At 62.7% G+C, this 18,824-nt stretch carries 19 protein-coding genes; 2 read left to right on the forward strand and 17 right to left on the reverse strand.

Annotated elements, in window-relative coordinates:
• Nucleotides 1–3: 3 nt before the first annotated feature.
• The 17 genes from GTP55_RS17435 to rpsB all read right to left on the reverse strand — a co-directional run bounded on the left by GTP55_RS17435 (nt 4) and on the right by rpsB (nt 16,737).
• Nucleotides 4–1,203, reverse strand: coding sequence for an EAL domain-containing response regulator (locus tag GTP55_RS17435; protein ID WP_161046139.1), 1,200 nt, complete (start codon nt 1,201–1,203; stop codon nt 4–6).
• A gap of 18 nt (nt 1,204–1,221) precedes the next feature.
• The gene (locus tag GTP55_RS17440; RefSeq protein WP_161046140.1) at nt 1,222–2,007 is read right to left on the reverse strand and encodes a TrmH family RNA methyltransferase; all 786 of its coding nucleotides are present in this window, start codon (nt 2,005–2,007) and stop codon (nt 1,222–1,224) included.
• Nucleotides 2,004–2,624 carry a ribonuclease HII gene (gene rnhB / locus GTP55_RS17445; protein WP_161046141.1) on the reverse strand — a complete coding sequence of 207 codons (621 nt, stop codon included), beginning with the start codon at nt 2,622–2,624 and terminating at the stop codon, nt 2,004–2,006. Before rnhB ends, GTP55_RS17440 begins: the two co-directional genes overlap by 4 nt.
• 100 nt (nt 2,625–2,724) lie before the next feature.
• Entirely contained in the window at nt 2,725–3,885 is a 1,161-nt protein-coding gene (lpxB, locus tag GTP55_RS17450; protein ID WP_161046142.1) for a lipid-A-disaccharide synthase, read from the reverse strand.
• Nucleotides 3,869–4,660 (reverse strand): acyl-ACP--UDP-N-acetylglucosamine O-acyltransferase, encoded by a 792-nt coding sequence (lpxA, locus tag GTP55_RS17455; protein ID WP_161046143.1) that lies wholly within the window; start codon nt 4,658–4,660, stop codon nt 3,869–3,871. Before lpxA ends, lpxB begins: the two co-directional genes overlap by 17 nt.
• Before the next feature lie 2 nt (nt 4,661–4,662).
• A complete protein-coding gene (gene fabZ, locus GTP55_RS17460; protein WP_161046144.1) occupies nt 4,663–5,163 on the reverse strand; it encodes a 3-hydroxyacyl-ACP dehydratase FabZ in 501 nt (166 codons plus the stop codon).
• A complete protein-coding gene (gene lpxD / locus GTP55_RS17465; protein WP_110849730.1) occupies nt 5,160–6,212 on the reverse strand; it encodes a UDP-3-O-(3-hydroxymyristoyl)glucosamine N-acyltransferase in 1,053 nt (350 codons plus the stop codon). Before lpxD ends, fabZ begins: the two co-directional genes overlap by 4 nt.
• Before the next feature lie 21 nt (nt 6,213–6,233).
• Nucleotides 6,234–6,758, reverse strand: a complete 525-nt coding sequence (locus GTP55_RS17470) for an OmpH/Skp family outer membrane protein (RefSeq protein ID WP_229258019.1) — start codon at nt 6,756–6,758, stop codon at nt 6,234–6,236.
• A gap of 61 nt (nt 6,759–6,819) precedes the next feature.
• Nucleotides 6,820–9,156, reverse strand: coding sequence for an outer membrane protein assembly factor BamA (gene bamA, locus GTP55_RS17475; RefSeq protein ID WP_161046145.1), 2,337 nt, complete (start codon nt 9,154–9,156; stop codon nt 6,820–6,822).
• Between the two features lie 39 nt (nt 9,157–9,195).
• Entirely contained in the window at nt 9,196–10,551 is a 1,356-nt protein-coding gene (gene rseP, locus GTP55_RS17480; protein ID WP_161046146.1) for an RIP metalloprotease RseP, read from the reverse strand.
• Nucleotides 10,548–11,741, reverse strand: a complete 1,194-nt coding sequence (gene ispC, locus GTP55_RS17485) for a 1-deoxy-D-xylulose-5-phosphate reductoisomerase (RefSeq protein WP_161046147.1) — start codon at nt 11,739–11,741, stop codon at nt 10,548–10,550. The genes rseP and ispC overlap by 4 nt, the downstream gene beginning before the upstream one ends.
• 10 nt (nt 11,742–11,751) lie before the next feature.
• A complete protein-coding gene (locus GTP55_RS17490) occupies nt 11,752–12,591 on the reverse strand; it encodes a phosphatidate cytidylyltransferase (RefSeq protein WP_161046148.1) in 840 nt (279 codons plus the stop codon).
• Complete coding sequence (uppS, locus tag GTP55_RS17495) at nt 12,591–13,343, reverse strand: polyprenyl diphosphate synthase (protein WP_161046149.1); 753 nt, start codon at nt 13,341–13,343, stop codon at nt 12,591–12,593. The genes GTP55_RS17490 and uppS overlap by 1 nt, the downstream gene beginning before the upstream one ends.
• Nucleotides 13,344–13,508: 165 nt before the next feature.
• A complete protein-coding gene (gene frr / locus GTP55_RS17500) occupies nt 13,509–14,069 on the reverse strand; it encodes a ribosome recycling factor (protein WP_161046150.1) in 561 nt (186 codons plus the stop codon).
• A gap of 33 nt (nt 14,070–14,102) precedes the next feature.
• A complete protein-coding gene (pyrH, locus tag GTP55_RS17505) occupies nt 14,103–14,819 on the reverse strand; it encodes a UMP kinase (RefSeq protein WP_161046151.1) in 717 nt (238 codons plus the stop codon).
• Between the two features lie 119 nt (nt 14,820–14,938).
• Nucleotides 14,939–15,856 (reverse strand): translation elongation factor Ts, encoded by a 918-nt coding sequence (gene tsf / locus GTP55_RS17510; protein ID WP_110849721.1) that lies wholly within the window; start codon nt 15,854–15,856, stop codon nt 14,939–14,941.
• Nucleotides 15,857–15,984: 128 nt separating this feature from the next.
• The gene (gene rpsB, locus GTP55_RS17515; protein WP_161046152.1) at nt 15,985–16,737 is read right to left on the reverse strand and encodes a 30S ribosomal protein S2; all 753 of its coding nucleotides are present in this window, start codon (nt 16,735–16,737) and stop codon (nt 15,985–15,987) included.
• A 350-nt stretch (nt 16,738–17,087) separates the two neighbouring features.
• Between rpsB and GTP55_RS17520 the strand changes: the two genes are divergently transcribed.
• Both GTP55_RS17520 and map read left to right on the forward strand, forming a co-directional pair.
• Entirely contained in the window at nt 17,088–17,849 is a 762-nt protein-coding gene (locus GTP55_RS17520) for an MHFG family PEP-CTERM protein (RefSeq protein ID WP_161046153.1), read from the forward strand.
• A gap of 139 nt (nt 17,850–17,988) precedes the next feature.
• Entirely contained in the window at nt 17,989–18,810 is an 822-nt protein-coding gene (gene map, locus GTP55_RS17525; RefSeq protein ID WP_161046154.1) for a type I methionyl aminopeptidase, read from the forward strand.
• Nucleotides 18,811–18,824 lie beyond the last annotated feature (14 nt).

Genomic DNA, 18,824 nt, shown 5'->3' on the forward strand with positions numbered 1-18,824 from the left:
CGGTCAGAAGAAATGCTGCCAGTCGGCCAGCCAGGCCGGGAAGTCTTCCACCGGCATCGGCTTGGCGATGTAGTAGCCCTGAGCGTAGGTGCAGCCCAGACCTTGCAGGAAGTCCCAATCCTGCTTGGTCTCCACGCCTACCGCCACCGAGCGGCGATCCAGGCTGCGCGCCAGGTTCAGGCAGGAGCGCAGCACGGTGCCGATGGCGGCGCGCTTGGATGCGCCGTCAACGAAGCTGCGATCGATCTTCAGTTCCGAGAACGGGATGCGCGCCAGCAGTTGCAGGTTGCTGCGGCCAGTCCCGTAGTCGTCGATCGCCAGTCCGAAGCCTTTCATGCGCAGGCGCAGCAGGCGTTCGAGGAAGTGGGCGTCGGTGCTCAGCACCGCCGACTCGGTCATCTCGAAGGTGATGTAGTCGGACATGATCTGGTGGCGCTCAAGGCAGGACGTGATCTGGTCCATGAACTGCGGGTGCGCCAGCGTGCTGTGGTCCACATTGATGGACACCGAAATCGGTATGCCCAGGTCGTGCAGCTTGCGGCATGCAAGCACTGACTTCTCGATCATGGTCCAGTCGAGGAAATCGACGCGCCGCGCTTCTTCCAGCGCCGGCATGAAGGACGCCGGTCCCAGCACGCCGTACAGCGGATGACGCCAGCGCGCGAACATCTCCAGGCCTTTCACCTGCCCGGTTTCCAGCTCGATCTTGGGTTGAAAGTAGGGATCGAATTCGCGGTTCTGCAAGCCCTGACCCACTTGCGCGAACGACAGCGTCGGCGGCGCCTCGTGCAAGGCATGCGCTTCGGACGGTTGCAGATAGTTCTGGATCAGCGCCGTCAGCTGGCTGCCGATCACCGGCTTGCAGATCGCGCCCAGCACGTAGACGCCATACGCGTCGGCCATGGTCTCCACCGAGAACAGCACCGCGTTGGTCTGCGCGCCGACCACGATCACGCCGGCCTTGCAGTGCGCTTCGCCGAGGCGGCGTATCAATTCCAGCGCGTCCATGCCCGGCAAGGCCAGGTCGATGATGGCGATGTCCACCGGCGGCGTGATGCCGGCGCTGAAGTGGCGCAGCGCCGTGTGGCCGTCCGGTGCCTGCGTGATGCGGCCGACACCGAGGTGCACCAGGATATCAGCCAGCGCATGGCGTTGAACCTGATCCCCTTCGGCTACCAGAAAGTGCAGCTGCGCGATATCCATGACGGCTCCAGAATGTGCTTACGTCAGATTCTGCCTGACTTGCTCGAAAAAGCATACTGCCGCGCAGGCGGCCACGTTGAGCGATTCCACCTGTCCAAGATGCGGGATCACTACCTGGTGGGTGGCCATCGACAGCAAATCGTCCGCCACGCCCTGGCCTTCGTGGCCGAACAGCCAGGCGGTCGGCGTGCGCAGGTCGACGTCGTACAGGCGCTGGGTCGCATAGCCGCTGGTGGCCAGCGTCTGCACCTTGGCGTTGCGGACCAGGTCCGCCAGGTCGACGTTTTCAAAAATATCCAGCACGAAGTGCGCACCCATTGCGGCGCGCAGCACTTTCGGCGACCAGCAGAATGCGGTACCGGCGCTGCAATACACTTGCGTCACGCCCGCCGCCGCCGCGCTGCGCAGGATGGAGCCGACGTTGCCGGGGTCCTGCACGCCGTCCAGCAGCACCGCCGATACGCTCACCGGCGCCGTCACCTCGCGTTCCGGCGTGGCGATCGAGAACATCACGCCGACGCCATGCTCGACCTGGCTGATGCCGTTGTACAGCGCATCCGGCAGCGCCAGCACGTGCGCGCGTTGCGCTTCCAGCTGACCGACGATGTCCATCACTTCCGGATTGTGCAGCGCGCTTTCGCTGACCACGCACTGCTCCGGCATGCCGCGCAGTTGCAGGAACGATTGGCACAGGTGCACGCCGTCCAGCAGCGTGCGGCCGGCCTTGCGGCGCGCCGACTGGCTGCCGGCCAGCTTGACCAGTTCCTTGTATTGGACGTTGTCGCGCGAGGTAATCGTCTTCACAGGCTTACCTCCAGCAGCGCGCGCACCGGCGCAAACGAGCGGCGATGCACTGGCGACGGGCCGTGCGCGCGCAGGCGCTCCAGGTGCAGCGCGGTGCCGTAGCCCTTGTGCTGGTCGAAGCAGTATTCCGGATAGCGCTGATGCAGCAGCACCAGCGCGGCGTCGCGCGCGGTCTTGGCCAGGATCGAGGCGGCCGAGATGGCGTCTACCTTGTCGTCGCCGCCGATGATGGCGATGCTCTGGATTTTCATGACCGGGCAGCGGTTGCCGTCGATCAGGGCCAGGGTCGGCACGGTGCTCAGCGCTTCCACTGCGCGGCGCATGGCCAGCATCGACGCCTGCAGGATATTCAGTTTGTCGATTTCTTCTTCCGACGCTTCGGCAATCGCCCACGCCAGCGCGTGCTGCTTGATCAGCGGCGCCAGCATGTCGCGTTTGGCTTCAGTCAGCTTTTTCGAATCGCGCAGGCCTTCGATGGGACGCGACACGTCGAGGATGACGGCGGCCGCAAACACCGGGCCGGCCAGCGGCCCGCGGCCCGCTTCGTCCACGCCGCAGATGATTTCATCGGCCGATGCCGGCAGGTCGTCAAACAGGCCGAGGTTTTGATTTATCACGTTAGTTGCTCTTCATTCCGTCATTCCCGCGCAGGCGGGAATCCATACTACGATGACCGGGGACGCTAGGCATGGGCTCCCGCATACGCGGGAGCGACACTCAAGCGCCGATTACTTTCAATACCGCCGCCGCGCTCTCCTCCGCGCTGTTGCGCAACAGGCTGTGATGCATGTCGGTGAAGCGCTGCGCCAGCCGCAGGCGGTGCGGGGCATCGCTCAACTGCTTCCACATCGCTTCCGCCAGCGCTTCCGGGCTGGCGGCGTGTTGCAGCAGTTCGGGCACCAGGAATTCGCGCGCCAGGATGTTCGGCATGCCGATCCACGGCTGGTAGCCGAAGTGGCGCAGGATCTGCCACTCCAGTTCCGCCATCTTGTAGGCGATCACCATCGGCTTCTTGAACAGCGCCACTTCCAGCGACGCCGTGCCGGAGGCCACCATCACCGCATCGGCCGCCGCAATCGCGGTGTGCGACTGGCCGTCCAGCAGTTGCAGCGCGACGTCCTGCAAGCCCGCCTGCGCGATCAGCTCCAGGAAGTACGCGCGCTGGCGTTCGCCGGCCATCGGCACGACAAACTTCAACGAGCGTTCGCGGATTTTCAGCAGCCGCGCCGCCTGCACGAAGGCCACCGTGTTGTACTTGATCTCCGACATGCGGCTGCCCGGCATGATGGCGACCACATTGGCGTCTTCCGGCAAACCGAGCGCGCGCCGCGCCGCGCCTTCGTCCGGCGCCAGCGGAATCAGTTCGGCCAGCGGATGGCCGACATAGCTGACTGGTACGCCGGCCTTTTTATAAATCTCTTCCTCGAACGGGAACACCACCAGCATATGTGATACCGCCTTAATGATCTTCTTGATGCGGCCACCGCGCCAGGCCCAGATCTGCGGCCCGATGTAATGCACGGTCGGAATGCCGGCGTCCTTCAGCTGCATCTCCAGCCCGAGGTTAAAGCCAGGATAGTCGGCGCCGATGAAGGCGGCCGGGCGGTCGGCCAGCAGCTGGTCGCGCAGTGCACTCTGGATGCCTTTCAGTTCGCGGTAGCGCAGCAGCACCGGCAGCAGGCCGCGCACGGTCAGCTGGTCCATCGGCCAGTGCGATTCGAAGCCCTGCGCCATCATCTGCGGTCCGCCGATGCCGTGGAAGCGCGCGTCCGGCAGGTGCGGACGCAGGCCCGAAAGCAAACGAGCCGCCAGCATGTCGCCGGACGGCTCGCCGGCCACCAGGGCCAGGGACAGCGGGGTGTCAGCGGACGATGCCACGGCTCGCGGTATCCAGGAACTCGCGCATGGCGCGCATGTGCAGCGCCACGTCGGCCGGCACGGTGGCTTCCTCGGCAATCAGCGCCGCCTTGGCTTCTTCCAGCGTATGGCCGGAGCGGTAGATAATCTTGTAGGCTGCGCGGATGCCGTTGATCTGCTCGCGCGTAAAGCCGCGCCGTTTCAGGCCTTCGATATTGACGCCGTGCGCCGATGCCGGATTACCGTTCAACAGCACGAACGGCGGCACGTCCTGCGTCAGCGAGGTGCTCATGCCGACAAACGCGTGCGCGCCGATCTTGCAGAACTGGTGCACGTTGGCGAAGCCGCTCATGATCACCCAGTCGCCGATTTCCACGTGGCCGGCGATCTGCGCGTTGTTCGAGAAGATCGTGTTGCTGCCCACCACGCAGTCATGCGCGAGGTGGACGTAGGCCGAAATCCAGTTGTCGTTGCCGAGCGAGGTTACGCCCTTGTCCTGCACCGTGCCGGTGTTGAAGGTGCAGAATTCGCGGATGGTGTTGCGGTCGCCGATGGTCAGGCGGGTCGGCTCGCCGCTCCACTTCTTGTCCTGCGGCGCGGCGCCGATCGACGAGAACTGGAAGAACTTGTTGTCGCTGCCGATGGTCGTATGACCTTCGATCACCACGTGCGGGCCGACCACCGTACCGGAACCGATGACGACGTGCGGGCCGACCACGGAGTACGGGCCGATCTCCACGCTGTCGTGCAGTTCGGCCTTGCTGTCGACGACAGCGGTGGCGTGTATCTTGGCCATGATTACTGTCCTGCGGCTGGCTGCGAGGCGTCGGTGCTGCTGCGGATGGTGCACATCAGTTCCGCCTCCACCGCCACCTGGCCGTCGACCGAGCCGACCGCCTTGTATTTCCAGATGCCGCGCGCGACGCGCAGGATCTCGATGTCCATTTTCAGCTGGTCGCCAGGACCGACCGGACGCTTGAAGCGCGCGCCGTCGATGCCGACGAAATACACCACCGAGTTCTCATCCGGCTTGATGCCCATGGTCTTGAACGACAGCAGCGCCGCGGTCTGCGCCATCGCTTCGATCATCAGCACGCCCGGCATGACCGGCTTGTGCGGGAAGTGGCCGTTGAAAAATTCTTCGTTGACGGTCACGTTCTTGATGGCGGTGATGGACTTGTTCTCTTCATAGGCGAGCACGCGGTCGACCAGCAGCATCGGATAGCGGTGCGGCAGATAGGCCTTGATCTCGCAGATGTCCATGGTCTTGGCGGCGGCGGTGTCGGGAGTAGTGGTCATGATTCGTTTTCAGTTCGTGTTTTAATAGTTTTTTCCAGCGCGCGGATTTTATCGCGCATGGCGGACAAATTGCGGACAATCGCCGCCGATTTTTCCCAGTCGGCGTTTTTCGCCAGCGGGTAGAAGCCGGTGTACTGGCCAGGTTCCAGGATCGAGCGCGACACCATCGAGCCCGAGCCCACGTGCACCTTGTCGACGATGGTCAGGTGCCCGAGCACCATGGCGGCGCCGCCGAAGGTGCAGTACTTGCCGATCTTGGCGCTGCCGGCCACGCCGACGCAGCCGGCCATCGCCGTGTGCGCGCCGATATGGCAGTTGTGGCCGATCTGGATCTGGTTATCCAGCTTGACGCCATCTTCGATAATCGTATCGGCCAGCGCGCCGCGGTCGATGGTGGTGTTGGCGCCGATGTCGACATCGTCGCCGATCATCACGCGGCCGGTCTGCGGAATCTTGATGTAGACGCCGCCCTCGTTGGCAAAGCCAAAGCCGTCGGTGCCGATCACCGCGCCCGAGTGAATGATGCCGCGCTTGCCGATCTGGCAGCGCGCGTGGAAGGTGACGTTGGCGAAGAACTGCGTGCCCTCGCCCACCACCGCCTCGCGGCCCACATAGCAGCCGGCGCCGATCACCGCGTGCTCGCCGATCACGGCGCCGTCTTCGATCACCGCGCGCGCGCCGATGTGGGCGGAAGCCGCCACCTGCGCGCTATCGGCCACCACCGCCGACGCATGCACGCCGGCCGGCGGCACGATCGCTGTCAGGGATTCGAAATACTGGGCCGCGCGGGCGAAGTACACATACGGATTCGGGACGACGATGCGCGCACCGTGGTAGCCGGCGGCGATAAAAGCGTCATCGGCGGCCGACACGATGAGCGCCGCCGCCTTGCTCTGCAACGCCTCGGCGCGCAGTTTGCTATTACTGAGAAAGCTGATGTGCGAAACGCCTGCATCGGCCAGTGGCGCGATCCCGGACACTTCCAGGTTCGCATCGCCTACCAGCTGTCCGCCCAAGCGTTCGACCAATGCTCCTAGTCGAGTGCCCATCGGGTGATCCAATCTTGAGTTTTACTTGTCTTTATCCAGCGCAGCGAGCACCTTCTCGGTGATGTCGATGCGGCTGCTGGCCCAGACGGCATCCTGCAGCACAATGTCAAAGCCTTCGACATTGGCCAGCTGCTTGATGATCTTGGTGGCCTTTTCCGAAATCGCCTGGCGCTCCTCGTTGGTGCGCTGGCTGACGTCTTCGCGGAATTCGCGCTGGCGGCGCTGGTATTCCTTGTCCAGCTCAAACACGTCGCGCTGGCGCTTGATGCGGTCGGCCTCGGTCAGGGTCGGCGCATCCGCCTCCAGCTTGTCCGACGCCGTCTTCAGCCGCGCCGCCATCTCGCTCATGGCCTTCTCGCGGCCCTTGAACTCTTCCTTGAGCTTTTCTTCGGCCAGCTTTGCCAGCTTGGATTCGTTGTAGATGCGCTCCGGGCTAATCCAGGCAATGCGCGAGGCCGAGGTCTGGGCCTGCACCGGCGCCAATGCACACCAGCCCAGTGCCAGCATGGCGAAATATTTGGTCATGGTTGCGGATGCGGTCTTCAACTTATTTCTCCGAAATAAAAAATATTACTTTTATGCATTGGCGGCCGTGTTAGAAGCCGTATTAGAACCCAGTCCCCATCTGGAACTGGAAGCGCTCCAGGCGGTCGCCGGTCTTGGCGTTCAACGGCTTAGCATAACTCAGTTTCAGCGGACCCACGGGCGAAATCCAGCTGATGCCCAGACCGGTCGAGTAGCGCAGCTCGGAAGCGCGCATCTTCTGACCTTCCTGGTAGACCTGGCCGGTATCGAGGAAGCCGAACCAGCGCAGGCTGCGGTCCTGGCCGGAGCCTGGGAACGGCAGCTGCAGCTCGGCATTGCCGATGATACGCGACGCGCCGCCCAGCGCATCGCCATAGGTGTAGTCGACCGCGCCCAGCGACGAGCTCAGGTAGCCGCGCACCGAACCGATACCGCCGGCGTAGAAGTTCTTGAACACCGGGTAGCTGCTGTTGCCGATGCCATGGCCGTAGTCGAACTCGCCCTTCAACGCCAGCGTCACTTTCGAGAACAGCGGCTTGTACCACTGCTGCTCGTAGACGGCGCGGTAGTATTTCTGCTGGCCGACCAGATCCAGCTCCAGGTTGGCGCGCTGGTAGCGGCCGATGGTTGGCGTCACCGCCGAATCGCGGCTGTCGCGCGCCCACGCCATGGTCAGCGGCACGGCGTTGGTGGCGGCGGTGCCGATACCGTTGGCGATGCCGGTAATGGTGGTCACGTATTCGCGGAAGCGGGTCGGCGAAGTGGCGTCGGTGGTGATCTTCGAGCGTTCCAGGCCGATGCCGAAGAACACGGTGTCGACTTCCGAGAACGGCACGCCGTAGCTGATGCGGCCACCCTGCTGTTTAATCGTGTAGGAACCGATGTTCAGCGCCGGCGGCTGTTGCGTGCGCAGATACAGCTCGTAGCCGCGCGAGACGCCGTCATCGGTGTAGTACGGGTCGGTCTGCGAGAACGAAATCGTGCGGCTGTATTTCGAGGTATTCAGCTCCAGGCCCACGGTGGTGCCGGAACCGGCGAAGTTGGCCTGCTGGACCGCCGCCTGGAACGAGAACTTCTCCGACTGCGAGAACGCGCCGCCGATCTGGAAGTTACCGGTCGGACGTTCGGTCACGGTCAGGTTGACGTCCACCTGGTCCGAAGTGCCTTGCGCTTCCGGCGTATCGACTGTCACGTCCTTGAAATAGCCCAGGCGGTCGACGCGGTCGCGCGACAGCTTGATCTTGTTGGCGTCGTACCAGCTCGATTCGAACTGGCGGAACTCGCGGCGGATCACTTCGTCGCGGGTCGAGGTGTTGCCGGCGATGTTCATGTGGCGCACGTAGGCGCGCTTGCCCGGATCGATGAAGAAGGTGAACGACACTTCGCGCTTCTCGACATCGATGTCGGGCGACGCATTAACGTTGGCAAACGCGTAGCCGAAGGTGCCCAGGCGGTCCGAAATCAGTTTGTTGGTGGCGGTCAGCAGCTCGCCCGAATAGGTCTGGCCGCTGCGCAGCAGCACCAGCGACCGCAGTTCTTCTTCGCGGCCGAAGGTCTCGCCTTCGAACTTGATGTTCTTGACCTTGTACTGCTCACCCTCGGTGATGTTGATGGTGATGTAGATGTCCTTCTTGTCGGGCGTGATCGAGACCTGGGTGGAATCGATGTTCATGCTGATGTAGCCGCGGTTCAGATAGAAGGACTTGAGCGACTCGATGTCGCCGGTCAGCTTGGTCTTGGAGTACTGGTTGGCCTTGGTGTACCAGCTGAACCAGCCGCCGGTATTGAGCGCCAGGTTTTCCTTCAGCTCCTTGTCGGAGAACACCTTGTTGCCGACGATGTTGATCTCTTTGATCTTGGCGATCTCGCCCTCGTCGACCACGAAGTTGATGTTGACGCGGTTGCGTTCCAGCGGCGTGACGGTGGTTTCCACCTTGACGCCATACAGGCCGTGCGACAGATACTGGCGCTTCAATTCCTGCTCGGCGCGATCGACCGAGGCTTTTTCGAAGGTCTTGGCTTCGCCGACGCCGATGTCCTTCAGCGCCTTGATCAGCACATCTTTTTCAAATTCCTTGGTGCCGGTGAAGTCCACCTTGGCGATGGCCGGGCGTTCCTCGACCAGCACCACCAGCACCTGGCCGTCCTGTTCCAGCTTGACGTCCTTGAAGAAACCGGTGGCATACAGCGCCTTGATGGCAGTGATCGATTTGTCGTCGTTGAAGGTTTCGCCGACACGCACCGGCAGATAGCTGAAGACCGTACCGGCTTCCGTACGCTGAATGCCTTCGATTCGGATATCTTTGATGACGAAGGGCTCGACAGCGAGCGCGCTGCCGCTGCACAGTGCCAGGACAGCGGCGCCGATCAGGCTGCGGCGCAAGGAAGTAGAGGTAATACGATCAGAATATCTTTTCATCGGTTTCAATGGCTAATCAACGAGAACTACACAGTACAGCTACAGCAGCCGGGCAACGTCGTTAAACACCGCCAGCAGCATCAGGCTCAATAACAAGCCCATGCCGAGACGCTGCGCGATGTCACCAACGCGCTCCGGCACAGAACGCCCAGTTAAAACTTCCAGCGAATAATACAGCAAATGCCCCCCGTCTAGAACGGGAATCGGCAGCAAATTCATCACACCCAGACTGATGCTGATGAAGGCGACAAAGCTCAGGTAATACTCCAGGCCCATCTGCGCGGTCTGGCCGGCATAATCGGCGATGGTGATCGGCCCCGTCACATTCTTCAGCGAGACCTCGCCGGTGACCATTTTGCCGATCATTTTCAGCGTCATCGTACAAGTCTCCCAGACCCGCGCGACCGCCTTGGCGACTGCAGCGGGAGGGGATGATGGCACCTTGATCATATCCGGGCGGTTTGCAATCTCGGCGTTGATCTTACCGACTGTTACAGTTCCTTGAGCGGTTTTTGCTTCCACCGCCGCCGGCACCACGCTGACCGTCAGCGGCTGGCCGTGACGCTGCATCGCCAGCAGCACCGGCTTGCCGGGCGCCGCGCTGATTTTTTCAATGAAGGCCGGGCTGTTATCGACCGCCACGCCGTCGACGGCGGTCAGCAGATCGCCAGCCTGCAGGCCGGCGCGTTCGGCCGGACCGCCCGGCAGCACGCGCAGCACCACCGGCAACGGCCGCGCCACGTCCAGGCCCAATTGGCCCGGCACATCGCCTTCCAGGTTCAGGCCTTGCAGCGCGCTGGCGGCCAGCGTCAGGTTGACGTGGCCCTGCCCTGCGCGTTCCAGCGCCACCCGCACCGACTGTTTGTCGATGGCGGCCTGCACCAGTTGCCAGCGCAGCTCGGACCACACGTGCACCGGTTGTTCGTTGATCGACACCACGTTGTCGCCGCTGCGCAGGCCGGCCTGCCAGGCCTGGCTCTCGGCCTTGACGCTGATCTTGCTGGTGGGTTCTTCCACGCCGTGCATGAACAGGCCGGCGTACAGCGCGATGGCGACCAGGAAGTTGGCGATCGGGCCGGCGGCCACGATGGCGATGCGCTTCCACACGTTCTGGCGCGTGAATTCGCGGCGCAGGTCCGACTCCGGCAAGCCGGCCAGTTCGCCTTCTCGGGCGTCCAGCATCTTGACGTAGCCGCCCAGCGGCAGCGCGGAAATCGCCCATTCGGTCTGGTCCTTGCCGAAGCGGCGCGACCACACCACCGGTCCCATGCCGACCGAAAAGCGCAGCACCTTGACGCCGCACCAGCGCGCCACCAGGTAATGTCCCAGCTCGTGCAGCACCACCAGGGACCCCAGGCAGAAGACAAACGCCAGCACTTTTTGCAGGAAGATCATGCGGCCAGTCCGGCGATGCAGGCTTCGGCGGCGGCGCGCGCGGCGGCGTCCTGCGCCAGCACGGCGTCGATGCTGTGGGCATCGCCGTGCGGCAGCGTGTCCACCACTTGCGCAATCACGCGGTCGATCTGGCGGAAGCCGATCTTGCGGTCGAGGAAGGCTTGTACCGCCACTTCGTTGGCCGCGTTCAGCAGCGCCGGGGCGGTGCCGCCGGCGCGCAGGGCGTCGAACGCCAGCGCCAGGCACGGGAAGCGGGTGAAGTCCGGCTGTTCAAATTGCAGCGTGGCGATCTGGGTCAGGTCCAGCTGGGCCACGCCGGAAGCGATGCGCTCCGGGTAGGCCAGCGCGTGGGCGATCGGCGTGCGCATGTCCGGGTTGCCCAGCTGCGCCAGCACCGAGCCGTCGACGTAGGACACCATCGAGTGGATCACCGACTGCGGATGGATCACCACTTCGATCTGGTCGGCCGGCGCGCCGAACAGCCAGTGCGCCTCGATCACTTCCAGGCCCTTGTTCATCATGGTCGCCGAATCGACCGAAATCTTGCGGCCCATCGACCAGTTGGGGTGCTTGCAGGCCTGCTCCGGCGTCACCGCGTCCAGCGTGGCGACGTCGCGCGTCAGGAACGGCCCGCCGGACGCGGTCAGCAAAATCTTGGCGACGCCGGCCGCCTGCTCGCGCACCGCCGGCACGCGGCCGCCGAATTGCGGCATCGACTGGAAGATGGCGTTATGTTCGCTGTCGATCGGCAGCAGCACCGCGCCCGATTCGCGCACGGCGTCCATGAACAGCTGGCCGGACATGACCAGCGCTTCCTTGTTGGCCAGCAGGATCTTCTTGCCGGCGCGCGCTGCGGCCAAGGTCGGCGCCAGGCCGGCCGCGCCAACGATGGCGGCCATCACGCTGTCGACTTCCGGCGCGCTGGCGATACTGCACAGGGCTTGCTCGCCCCACTCCACTTCGGTCTTGACGCCGGCGGCGCGCAGCAGCGCCGCCAGGCGGTCGGCGGCGGCGGCGGTGCCGACCACCGCGCGCGCTGGACGGAACTGCACGCACTGCGCGGCCAGTTCTTCGACCCGGCTGTGGGCCGACAGCGCGTAGACGGCATAGCGGCCGGGATGGCGCGCCACCACGTCCAGCGTGGATACGCCGATCGAACCGGTGGCGCCTAAAACGGTAATACGTTGCATGGGAATTCTTTCAGAGCCAGGACGTGACCAGCGCGGCCATCGGCAGCACCGGGATCAGCGCGTCTACGCGATCCAGCACGCCGCCGTGGCCAGGCAGCAGGTTGCTGCTGTCCTTGATGCCGGCGCGACGCTTGAGTTGGGATTCGAACAGGTCGCCGATGACGGAGAAGATCACGATCACCAGCAGCACCAGCAGCGCCGGCGCCCAGCCGAAGCGGGCCTGCAGCTTCCAGGCGAAGGTGTCCTGCAGCCACGGCGCGGCGCCGTTGGCCAGCATGATCGACAGCGAAGCCAGCACCAGCACCGCAATCGCGCCGCCGATCGCCCCTTCCCACGACTTGCCCGGGGAAATGCTCGGCGCCAGCTTGCGCTTGCCGAAGGCCTTGCCGGAGAAGTAGGCGCCGATGTCGGCGATCCACACCAGCACCATCACCGACAGCAAATACAGCGGCGACTTCAGGTACAGGCCGACCAGCGCGAAGAAGGCGGCAAACACGGCAAAGGTAAAGGTGATCGCCAGCGACCAGTTGGCGGCGCCGGCCAGCGGCGGCAGGCCGAGGCCCAGCGTCGGCGCGTAGCGGATCAGCCACAGCAAGGCGGCCACGCCATACAGCGCGTTGACCGCACCCGGCTTGGCCGAGTACATCAGCGCCACGAACAGCGCGCCGCCGATAAAGCCGGCCACGCGCGCGCGGCTTTCGCCCAAGCCGAACAAACGGGCGCCTTCCCACACGGCGGCGCCGACAAACAGCGTCACCACCAGGGCAAACGCGGGGAAATAGTTGAAGAACAGGACCGGCAGCAGCACCGCCAGTAACACCACAGCGGTAATAATCCTCGTTTTCAGCATCAGTTTGTCTTTTCAGCCAGTTGCGCGCCGGTGCGGCCGAATCGCCGCTCGCGGTGCTGGTAGGAGGCGATCGCCTCGTCGAGACACGCGGCGGAGAAATCCGGCCAGTACGTGTCGGTGAAGAACAGCTCGGTATACGCCAGCTGCCACAGCAGGAAATTGGAAATGCGCTGTTCGCCGCCGGTGCGGATGAACAGGTCGGGCTCGGGCGCGTAGGCCATGACCAGGTGCGGCGCCAGTTGTTCTTCGGTGAAGTCGCTCGCGCCGGGATGGGCTTTGACCATCTGCGCGACGGCTTGCATGATGTCCCAGCGGCCGCCGTAGTTGAAGCAGACGGTCAAGGTCATGCCGGTGTTGGCGGCGGTCTTGCGCTCGGCGGCGGCGATCATGCCTTGCAGCTTCTGGTCGGCGCGGCTGAGGTCGCCCACGACGCGCAGGCGGATATTATTGGTGTGCAGTTTGGAGACTTCGCGTTCCAGCGCCGTCACGAACAGGCGCATCAGCAGGGACACTTCTTCTTCCGGGCGACGCCAGTTTTCGGAGCTGAAGGCGAACAAGGTCAGATAGTCGACGCCGCGGCGGGCGCAGGACTCGACTGCGGTGCGCACGGCGTCCACGCCCTTGGCGTGTCCGGCCACCCGCGGCAGGAAGCGCTTGGTGGCCCAGCGTCCGTTGCCGTCCATGATGATGGCCACATGGCGCGGTACGGCAGGTGCGTCTGGAACCTCGGTAGTCGAACTCGTATATTTCATGAAAACGTCGATGCCAAAGTATAAAGTATTGCAGGTGTGAGGCAAAAAGACAAGTTGCGCCCACAGAAACGTCATTCCCGCGAAGGCGGGAATCCATGCTGAGCGTGTCGCCACGCGGCCCATGGATTCCCGCGTACGCGGGAATGACGTGGCGCAGCCAGTGGCTTACACCGTCAGGATTTCTTTTTCTTTTTCGCTGACCATCTTGTCGATGTCGGCAATGAACTTGTCGGTAAGTTTCTGGATTTCGTCGGTGCCACGACGCTCGTCGTCTTCCGAAATCGCCTTGTCCTTGACCAGCTTTTTCAAGCCTTCGTTGGCGTCGCGGCGGATGTTGCGCACGGCGACTTTGGCGTCTTCCGCTTCGCCCTTGGCCAGCTTGACCATTTCCTTGCGGCGTTCTTCGGTCAGCGGCGGGGTCGGCACGCGGATCATGTCGCCCTGCGCGGCCGGGTTCAGGCCCAGGTCGGCGTCGCGGATGGCTTTTTCAATTGCGCCGGCCATTTTCTTTTCAAACGGCTGCACGCCGATGGTGCGGGCGTCGACCAAGGTCAGGTTGGCCACCTGGCTGATGGCGGTCGGGCTACCGTAGTAGTCCACCGTCACGTGGTCGAGGATGCCGGTGTGGGCACGGCCGGTACGGACTTTGGCCAGGTCACCGCGCAGGGTTTCCAGCGATTTGGTCATGCGGTCTTGGGCGTTCTTTTTAACGTCAGCTGCGGACATTGCTGCTCTCCTGTATATCTGAAATATCTAAATTTAAACGTGAACCAGTGTACCTTCATCCTCGCCCATGATGACGCGCATCAGCGCGCCCGGCTTGGTGATGGAGAACACCTTGATCGGCAGTTTCTGGTCGCGGCACAGCGCGAAGGCGGTCGCGTCCATGACCTGCAAGTGCTTGGAAATCGCTTCATCGAAGCTGATCGAGTGGTACAGCGTGGCGTTCGGGTCTTTCTTTGGATCGGCAGTGTACACGCCATCCACCTTGGTGGCTTTCAGCACGATCTCCGCGCTCACTTCCGAACCGCGCAGCGCCGCGGCGGTGTCGGTGGTGAAGAACGGGTTGCCGGTGCCGGCCGCGAACACCACGACCTTGCCTTCTTCCAGGTACTGCAGCGCTTTCGGGCGCACATACGGCTCGACCACCTGTTCGATGCCGATCGCCGACATCACGCGCGCGGTGACGCCGACATGGCGCATGGCGTCGGCTAGGGCCAGCGCGTTCATCACCGTGGCCAGCATGCCCATGTAGTCGGCGGTGGCGCGGTCCATGCCTTGGGCGCCGGGCGCCACACCACGGAAGATGTTGCCGCCGCCAATGACGATCGCCAGTTCCACGCCCAGTTTCGCGACCTCGGCCACATCGGCCACCGTCCGTTCGATCGTGGCGCGATTGATGCCGTAAGGATCATCGCCCATCAGGGCTTCGCCGGACAATTTGAGGAGGACGCGCTTGTAGGCTGGTTTGGACATGAGACGGGGCTCCTTTAAGGGGTTATTCGGGGGTTAAGTCTGCGGCGCTATGATACCTTGCCCGGCGCCGCGTTCTACTGCGGGCTTAAAAAAACGGGCCTCTCGGCCCGTTTTCTGTATTACGCTCCTTTGGAAGCGGCTACTTGCGCAGCCACTTCAGCGGCGAAGTCGTCCACCTTCTTCTCGATGCCCTCGCCCACCACGTACATCACGAACGCTTTCACGGTGGTCGATTTTTCTTTCAGCATCTGCTCGATCGATTGCTTGTCGTTTTTCACGAAAGCCTGGTTCAGCAGCGAGACTTCTTTCAGGTACTTCTGGACCGAGCCTTCCAGACGCTTGGCGACGATGTCGGCAGGCTGAACTGGTTTGCCAGCGGCAACAGCGGCAGCGGCGTCTTCGTCAGCCTTCAGCTTGGCCACCGAACGCTCTTTTTCGATCAGTTCGGCAGGAACCTGGTCCGCCGACAGCGACACTGGCTTCATGGCCGCGATGTGCATGGCCACGTCTTTACCGACTTGTTCGTCGGCGCCGTCGAATTCCACCATCACGCCGATGCGGGTGCCGTGCAGGTACGACGCCAGTTTGGCGGTGGTTTCGAAACGCTGGAAGCGGCGGATCGACATGTTTTCGCCGATTTTACCGATCAGGGCAGCGCGCACTTCGTCCAGCGTTTTGCCGTCGTCGCCAGCTGGCAGGGCCAGCAGGGCAGCCACGTCGGCCGGGTTCTTTTCAGCCACCAGACGGGCGGCGGTGTTGGCCAGGTTCAGGAAGTCGTCGTTTTTCGCAACGAAGTCGGTCTCCGAGTTCACTTCCACCAGGGCGCCGACGCCGTTGGCGATGTAGGTCGCGACCACGCCTTCGGCGGTGATGCGGCTGGCGGCTTTACCAGCCTTGCCACCCAGCTTGACGCGCAGGATCTCTTCCGCACGACCCATGTCGCCTTCGGCTTCGGTCAGTGCTTTTTTGCATTCCATCATTGGCGCGTCGGTTTTCGCGCGCAGTTCGCCTACCATTGCTGCGGTAATAGCTGCCATGTGTTTCTCCTGTATTTCGATCTGATAATCGGTATTCGGGGTGGTGAGCAAGATGCTCTAACCATTTACGTTAAAAAAAAGGGGGAGCTGTTGGCCACCCCTTTTTCCTTACAGCCAATCAGGAACGATTAAGCTTGTTCGCTGACTTCGACGAATTCGTCGCCGGCTGCGGCTTTCACCATTTCAACGACTTCGTTACCGGCAGCGGCACGGCCTTCCAGGATCGCATCTGCAACGCCGCGGGCGTACAGCGTGATGGCTTTCGACGAGTCATCATTGCCTGGAATTACGTACTGCACGCCTTCTGGCGAGTGGTTGGTATCGACCACGCCGATCACTGGGATGCCCAGTTTTGCGGCTTCGGTGATGGCGCCTTTATGGTAGCCAACGTCAACGACGAAGATTGCGTCAGGAACGCCGCCCATGTCTTTGATGCCGCCGATCGATTTTTGCAGCTTGACGATTTCGCGTTGGAACATCAGCGCTTCTTTTTTCGACAGCTTTTCAACCGAACCATCGGCAACCGTAGCTTCCATGTCTTTCAGGCGCTTGATCGAGGTCTTGATGGTTTTGAAGTTGGTCAGCATGCCGCCCAGCCAGCGCTGGTCAACGAAAGGAACGCCTGCGCGTGCCGCTTCGGCAGCGATGATATCGCGTGCTTGACGCTTGGTGCCGACCATCAGGATGGTGCCACGGTTGGCAGCAACCTGTTTCACGTGTTTCATCGCATCTTGATACATAGCCATCGTCTTTTCCAAGTTGATGATATGGATCTTGTTACGGTGACCGAAGATGAACGGTGCCATCTTTGGGTTCCAGAAACGGGTTTGGTGACCGAAGTGGACACCGGCTTCCAGCATTTCGCGCATAGTTACGGACATAATTTACTCCAGGGTTAGTTCCGGAATCCGATCTGTGACCTGGCTATGCCTGGCACCCTTGTTGACCGGATTCGAGTTTATAAATGAAATTAACAACATTGCTTAGACCAAATTCAAGCAACCCGATATTCTACCCTAAAAACAGCCACTTGCGCAAGATTTCTCACTCTGACAGCCCGCGCCCCATATGTGTGCGACCGCACCAAGATGTTGCGGAACATCAAAAAATCTCACCTTTCTTACTCAAAAGATGCAGAAACTGTAATATTATCGCACTTAATTAATTCCGATGATTTAATATTCGTTGCGCCCAGCCCATGCGATAGCGTCGTTTCCGAAAGATCGCCATCATGTCGTTACTATTAGCCACCGCGCTCGCGGCTGCCATACAGCCTAGTTGCTCCTGGGATCATCCTGGCCGCAATCCGTACACCGGCAGCATGTCTGCCGCCATCGACCGCTACACCGACATTCCGGAAAGCGTGCGCAGCACGCTCAAGCGCCGCCTGGCAGACCACCAGCCGGACGACACCGTCAGCATCACCCGCGACCATATCGCCGGCAAGAGCCAGTACGACACCACCATCCGCGACATGCATTTCGGCGCCGCGTCGGTCTGCGGCACCGTGACCCGCACCAAGTGGTCCGAACAGCGCGTCGAGCCGGCCGCCGTGTATTGCCAAGGTGAACACTGCATCCTGGTGCCCAAAATCTGCGGCAACGTCAGCCGCATCACGCGCCTGGCGCCGGCCGTGGCGCAAGCCAAGCCACCCAAAAAGCCGCAGGAGTTTTCCGACATCAGTCTAGTCGACGCCGACGCGCCAGAGCTCGGTGACGTGACGAGCCGCCTGGCCCGCACCATGTCCGACCTGGGCCTGGACGATTTCGTGCCCGACGGCGCCACTCTGGCTGACGCCGAGCAGCGAGCCCGCGACATGGCGCACCGCTTCGGCCCCGGAGGCGCGGGCGCGGATGGCGTCGACGGCGTAGCCGCACCAGTGCCGGAAGCCGACACCTGGGCCATGCTGGTCAGCGGCCTCGGCCTGGTGGGCTGGCTGGCGCGCCGCCGCGCCAGGGCGGCCGCCCAAGCCGCCGCCAACCCGGCCGCCTGACGCCCGGCTCGGCCGGGGCCACACCGCCAGCCCCGGCGTCGTTTATAATTTCCATATATTGCACGCCACGCGCCCCGCTTCTGTCTGCGGCCGGCGCGGTTGGCGCGTTCACCGTTTACCTAGCTGATTGCGATCCACTATGTCTATTACCATCAAAACCGCCGAAGATATCGAAGGCATGCGCATTGCCGGCCGCCTCGGCTCCGAAGTGCTGGACTACATCACGCCGTTCGTCAAGCCGGGCGTCACCACCGGCGAACTGGACCGCCTGTGCCATGAATACATGGTCAACGTCCAGGGCACCATTCCGGCGCCGCTGAACTACAGCCCGCCGGGCTACACGCCCTATCCGAAAGCCATCTGCACCTCGGTCAACGACGTCATCTGCCACGGCATTCCGGGCGATAAAGTTTTAAAGAATGGCGACGTGGTCAACCTCGACATCACCGTCATCAAGGACGGCTACCATGGCGACAACAGCCGCATGTTCTTCATTGGCGAACCGTCGATCCTGGCCAAGCGCCTGTCCGACATCACCTATGAATGCATGTGGCTGGGCATCGAGCAGGTCAAGCCGGGCGCCACGCTGGGCGACATCGGCCACGCCATCCAGCAGCACGCCGAAAAAGCCGGCTACAGCGTGGTGCGCGAGTTCTGCGGCCACGGCATCGGCAAGGTGTTTCACGAAGAGCCGCAGGTGCTGCACTACGGCAAGCCAGGCACCGGCGTCAAGCTGGAAGCCGGCATGGTCTTTACCATCGAGCCGATGATCAACGCCGGCCGCCGCGAAATCCGCGAAATGGGCGACGGCTGGACCATCAAAACCAAGGACCGCAGCCTGTCGGCGCAGTGGGAACACATGCTGCTGGTGACCGACACCGGCTACGAGGTGCTGACGCTGTCGGCCGGCAGCCCGCCGCCGCCGGCGTTCGTCACCGGCATGGCCGCCAAGGCAGCGTAATCCCGTGAACGCGG

The organism is Duganella margarita (assembly GCF_009857535.1).
GTDB classification, from domain to species: Bacteria; Pseudomonadota; Gammaproteobacteria; order Burkholderiales; family Burkholderiaceae_D; genus Rugamonas; species Rugamonas margarita.

Coding starts and splice junctions, on each gene's coding strand:
- GTP55_RS17435 (WP_161046139.1), bottom strand. CDS start 1,203: ATGGATATCGCGCAGCTGCACTTTCTGGTAGCCGAAGGGGATCAGGTT.
- lpxA (WP_161046143.1), bottom strand. CDS start 4,660: ATGGCCAAGATACACGCCACCGCTGTCGTCGACAGCAAGGCCGAACTG.
- fabZ (WP_161046144.1), bottom strand. CDS start 5,163: ATGACCACTACTCCCGACACCGCCGCCGCCAAGACCATGGACATCTGC.
- lpxD (WP_110849730.1), bottom strand. CDS start 6,212: ATGGGCACTCGACTAGGAGCATTGGTCGAACGCTTGGGCGGACAGCTG.
- bamA (WP_161046145.1), bottom strand. CDS start 9,156: ATGAAAAGATATTCTGATCGTATTACCTCTACTTCCTTGCGCCGCAGC.
- rseP (WP_161046146.1), bottom strand. CDS start 10,551: ATGATCTTCCTGCAAAAAGTGCTGGCGTTTGTCTTCTGCCTGGGGTCC.
- ispC (WP_161046147.1), bottom strand. CDS start 11,741: ATGCAACGTATTACCGTTTTAGGCGCCACCGGTTCGATCGGCGTATCC.
- GTP55_RS17490 (WP_161046148.1), bottom strand. CDS start 12,591: ATGCTGAAAACGAGGATTATTACCGCTGTGGTGTTACTGGCGGTGCTG.
- uppS (WP_161046149.1), bottom strand. CDS start 13,343: ATGAAATATACGAGTTCGACTACCGAGGTTCCAGACGCACCTGCCGTA.
- frr (WP_161046150.1), bottom strand. CDS start 14,069: ATGTCCGCAGCTGACGTTAAAAAGAACGCCCAAGACCGCATGACCAAA.
- pyrH (WP_161046151.1), bottom strand. CDS start 14,819: ATGTCCAAACCAGCCTACAAGCGCGTCCTCCTCAAATTGTCCGGCGAA.
- tsf (WP_110849721.1), bottom strand. CDS start 15,856: ATGGCAGCTATTACCGCAGCAATGGTAGGCGAACTGCGCGCGAAAACC.
- rpsB (WP_161046152.1), bottom strand. CDS start 16,737: ATGTCCGTAACTATGCGCGAAATGCTGGAAGCCGGTGTCCACTTCGGT.
- GTP55_RS17520 (WP_161046153.1), top strand. CDS start 17,088: ATGTCGTTACTATTAGCCACCGCGCTCGCGGCTGCCATACAGCCTAGT.
- map (WP_161046154.1), top strand. CDS start 17,989: ATGTCTATTACCATCAAAACCGCCGAAGATATCGAAGGCATGCGCATT.